Raw genomic sequence first — 4,668 nt, forward strand, 5'->3', positions numbered from 1 at the left:
GAACAAATAGAGCAGATAGAATTTGCACTCAACCATCGTCCTAGAAAAACACTAGGTTGGTATACACCGAGTGAAGTTATGGCTGGTTTTTATACTGTTGCACTTGCCGCTTGAATCCGCCATATTCTTCGTGTTATATCTCGTACAAGAAAGAAAAATAAATACAGGGGGAACATCCTTTGTTCTTTATCATGCAAATGAACACACTCATTTGTGTCCCAATTGAGCATACATCTAATAGGGCTGTTGTGTTAAGAATACTGTCAGTGTTGTTGATCAGTGCAATTTTACTGGTACATGCAGCAATTTTTTGAACTGTGACAGCTTACTTATTTACTTTTGTGACATAGGTTATGTATAATAATTATAACATTATTCACGTTACTGAAATATCTGATATTTTCCAGTATTTATTCGATCATCGTAATAAATTATACTGATAGCCTGTTAATTATTTCTTAAGAGTATTCAATCTTCTTAAGCTCAGGCATTTATCATCTTGGTTTTTTCTTTAAGTGACATGTTGGGGTTGGGTCGAGCTTGGTTTGCTTGGATGGCATTAACTCATTAAATTTTTTGTTAAACAACATTGTGAGTTTATTTATCTATGATCCCGGTTTTTCCGGGTGAACGCTTTTTGGATGATAATATTTTATGCTTTTACAGCAATATAAAATTGTTTTTGGCGGCACAATGGGGGCTGGTAAATCAGAAGCAATTAAAATGCTTTCCGACATTCCAGTCATGCAAACTGAAACGATTAATACTGATCTGGATGCACATAGCAAATACCTGACTACCGTTGGCATCGATTATGGTGAAATCATTCTTGATGATGAAACCAAGGTCGGATTATACGGCACTCCCGGTCAAGACCGCTTTGATTTTATGTGGTCAATCATTTGTAAAGGCGCAATAGGCATTATCATTTTAATTGATCATTCACGTACAGAGCGCGTACAGGATTTAGAGTTTTATTTAGATAATTTTAAAGAATACAGTGACAATATAGTGATTGGGATTACTCATTTGGATGAACAAAATGACCAGATGTTGAAGATTTACCGAGACTATATGATAGAAAATAACTATAGATATCCTTTGTTTGGTGTAGATGTACGACTAAAGGACGATGTACTGTTAATGATTGAAGCGCTGATAGCAGTTGTTGAAGTGCAAAATATTCTAGTTTAAAGGTGGTGTCTTATATGTTTAAAGTCGAGAACACACGTCAGATCCCACCTCAATTGATTGATTCAGGTCGGAAACTTATTCAAGAAGTCTTAAATGAAGTTTCTGGTATCGATTTTGTCATGCTTTGCTCTTCTGACGGTTTTGAATTAGCACTAGCAAGTAAAAAAAATCTGACGAATGGTGGAAAAATTGCTGCTGTCAGTAGTTCAATTCTGGCAATGGTTTCTGCATTCATTTCAGAAATCGACTTAACTGGATGTAAAACCATTACTCTTGAGGCTGATAACGGTAAAGTGATTTTGGTAGGAGTTGAGCACGCAAACTATCCGATGGTGATAGTGACTGCAGCCTCGCAAAATGTCTTGATTGGTCAACTGTTGTATGCACTAAAAAAAGTTTCTGAGTTATTGGTTGCTGATAATTCGGTGCCTCTTTAATTCGAGTTGAGTAGTTATTTTGACTGGCTAAATTGGTTAAAAAGTGTAGTTATTGGTTAGCATTGTTAAAGTATTGATAAAATGAATAGAGTTTTAAATATTGCTGTTTCTGGTGTTAGCCTAGTCGTACTAAATCAGCTCAAAATACAAATCATTTCATGCCTACCTTCGGATATTGAGGTTCATTGGGTTAATATTTCCGAACAACATATTGATTTACTTTTGGTTAATAAACTCTTTTTTCATTCATCAAGTATTCAAAATATCTTATCGCATCATGTTTCCCATTATTTGTGTTTAATTAAAGTCGCCGATAATGGTGGACGGATTATTGATGACACTTTATCCTATCCACTCGTACATTTAGATGAGTTGAACCGATGGTTACACGATTACTGTTTAAATGACTCTTCAGTTGCTAAGTCTAAAGTCATGGCTGAACCTACTAGCTATTTAGAACCTCTTGATGCAGCAAGCATATTTGACAATATTTTTAACTCAAACAATGGATTTATTCAGGTCTACGATGAGAAAGGCTTTTTAGTTTTGATTGATACAGCTACGGATAGAATTTGGGCGAACTCTGAAATCTCAATGCTTAGATTTAATAATACTATTCATCAATCCTATGCCACCTCTCAATTTATACAAGAGACGATCAGTCATCAGCGTACTGAGGATTTATATGTTGGTTTATGGAAAATTCTAGATCGCTCAATAACACTGAACGTGCCACAAGTCCAATTGAGTCAATATTTTAAATTACACATTTGGCCTCAATTGCCAGCAGGCTCTGTACGTAAAGACCTGTTTAAACTCTCAGCTTGTTTTGCAGAAGGTGCAAACATTCAAATGGTGGCGGATCATTTAGAGCTTTCTCATCAGAGAATTTTTCATTTTATTGCAATTGCGCAGTTATTAAGAATGGGGCAATGCATTGAACCACATGAAGCGAAATTTATTGCACCTCAGCAAACTATTGAAGAAGCCAAAGTGAACAAAATTAGCGGTTTTTTTGGAAAATTGCGAAAAAAACTAGGTCTTTAAAGCAGCATAAATAACTAATGGGAATCCTCCCATAAATTCAGGAGAAAAAAGATGGCTCGTATTACGTTAGATAGCTTAACCGAACTTGACGGTTTTGTTGCAGCAGCACTGGTTGATAGTGAAAGTGGTTTGGCTTTAGCCACTCAGGGGACAGGCATTGATTTGGAACTTGCAGCAGCAGGTAACACTGAGGTGATTCGTGCAAAGCGCAAGGTTGCTAAAGCACTTCAATTGAATGATGGTATTGAAGATATTCTAATGACCTTGGGTAAGCAATATCACTTAATCCGTCCACTCGACACCAATGAAGCTTTGTTTTTATATTTGGTTCTTGACCGTTCTAAATCAAATTTAGCGATGGCTCGTTTTGAATTAAAAACATTTGAAAAAGAGTTAGATTTTTCATAAGAAACTACTGAAAAAAATCTATAGAGTTTATCTATAAGATTGATTCGTCAGTTAATTTAAAAATGCTATATTTTTTAAAAATATAGCATTTTTTAGGCAATAAACCTGTAAGCCCCAAATAGAAATGTTCGGTTTCTCCAAAGTAAAAATATCCGCTTTTAGAATATGCGCTTTTGCGATTTTCCCTGCGGACGGTTTGATATGTTGGTGTCTGAAGTGATTAGTTTTTCTAGTCAGAAGCCTTGAACCGAATGATTCAAACTTTCATCGAAGCGATCAAGACAATGAAGCTGACTTTTATAGCCATTCTTTGTCGTCATCAGCAACTGGAGTGCCGTGCATTACATGCATGATCATGGTGTGCGCGATACTACCCTTGAATGGAATTTCCGGTAGCTGATCAAACCTGAAAAACTGTGCATCACTCAGTTCATGCGCTTCAATCTGAATATCACCCGCATGATATTCCGCCTTAAACGCTAGCATCAGGTTGCTTGGAAATGGCCATGGCTGACTGGCTAAGTATTGGATGTTTTTGACCTGTAAGCCCACCTCTTCCTGAATCTCGCATCGTACCGCATTTTCCAGCGTTTCACCCACTTCGACAAACCCGGCAATCAGTGTATACATCTGGGTTTTAGTACGGGTATGTTTCGCCAGCAGAATTTCATCTTTGCCTCGGGTAACAAAGGATTGATACGAGGATACTGGCTATAACCACAGGATGGGCAGACCATGGAATATTGAGTCGCATGCTGCTCAGCTGGATGACCGCAATGACTGCAATAGCAGTGATTACGTCGCCATCCCAGCAACTGCACAGCACGGGAAGCTTCTTCAAATTGTGGTCTACTCCAAACCTGGACCAGCTGGCGGATCGGGACCAACTGATAGCCTTCCGGCACCAGCTCATCCTCTTACAGATCGCGTGCAATCACCTCTCCGTTTTCTGACAGGTTCAGGTCATCATGAATTTTTTCAACTAGCGGTAGCTGAAAATCATGATCGACCAATAATTGCTGCTGTCTAAAAATATACGCTTTGGAGTGTATGGTCATTCAGATACCCTAATTAAAAAAATCCCATACAGGGGATGTATGGGACAAAACTTAGGAAGCTAACATGGAGTAACTTCAATCCAAATACTAGGTATATAGAACGATAATTTCAACAAGAATATTTTTTATATTATTGATTAATATCACGTAATTTTCACACGAATTATGAAACGGCCAGCTCGGATGAAATTCTATCCGTCAGCTGGCAGGGTGAGCATCCACTAGAGGGGTTACTAAAATTTCCAAACGTTTACCCATCGCCAATAGTGCTTTTTCTATGGCACTGTTACAAATAGAAATTTGAGTCGATGATGTTCCCTTTAAAAAGTGCTTAGAGACCGAAAACTCTATTCACTAGATACACTTCACTTTGAAAGTTCCTTGCGCAAAGCCTGTGACAGAGATGGATCCGGAAATTTGAACAACTCCTATAAGTGATACTCTGCTCCTCAAAAGATGTTATAAACATCAATATATGGAGTATTTTATGGCACGTAGACCAAGAAGAAATCATTCAAACGACT

General features: G+C 37.6%; 4 protein-coding genes and 2 pseudogenes. 5 read left to right on the forward strand and 1 reads right to left on the reverse strand.

All coding sequences use genetic code 11. From position 1 onward, the window contains the following. The 5 genes and pseudogenes from ACEO2X_RS13300 to ACEO2X_RS13320 all read left to right on the forward strand — a co-directional run. Window positions 1-114: pseudogene (locus ACEO2X_RS13300) on the forward strand (IS30 family transposase); the annotation flags it as partial. Between the two features lie 540 nt (window positions 115-654). Further along, the gene (locus tag ACEO2X_RS13305) at window positions 655-1,194 is read left to right on the forward strand and encodes an ATP/GTP-binding protein (RefSeq protein WP_004972859.1); all 540 of its coding nucleotides are present in this window, start codon (window positions 655-657) and stop codon (window positions 1,192-1,194) included. A gap of 14 nt (window positions 1,195-1,208) precedes the next feature. After that, window positions 1,209-1,631, forward strand: coding sequence for a roadblock/LC7 domain-containing protein (locus ACEO2X_RS13310; protein WP_004972861.1), 423 nt, complete (start codon window positions 1,209-1,211; stop codon window positions 1,629-1,631). Window positions 1,632-1,712: 81 nt separating this feature from the next. After that, a complete protein-coding gene (locus tag ACEO2X_RS13315) occupies window positions 1,713-2,678 on the forward strand; it encodes a hypothetical protein (RefSeq protein WP_371972137.1) in 966 nt (321 codons plus the stop codon). Window positions 2,679-2,729: 51 nt separating this feature from the next. Continuing rightward, on the forward strand, window positions 2,730-3,086 hold the full coding sequence (locus ACEO2X_RS13320) for a roadblock/LC7 domain-containing protein (protein WP_371972138.1): 357 nt from the start codon (window positions 2,730-2,732) through the stop codon (window positions 3,084-3,086). A gap of 297 nt (window positions 3,087-3,383) precedes the next feature. Here the strand turns inward: ACEO2X_RS13320 and nudC are convergent. Beyond that, window positions 3,384-4,144: pseudogene (gene nudC / locus ACEO2X_RS13325) on the reverse strand (NAD(+) diphosphatase). Window positions 4,145-4,668: the final 524 nt, after the last annotated feature.

The organism is Acinetobacter sp. AL9 (assembly GCF_041464035.1).
In the GTDB taxonomy this organism is placed as follows: domain Bacteria; phylum Pseudomonadota; class Gammaproteobacteria; order Pseudomonadales; family Moraxellaceae; genus Acinetobacter; species Acinetobacter towneri.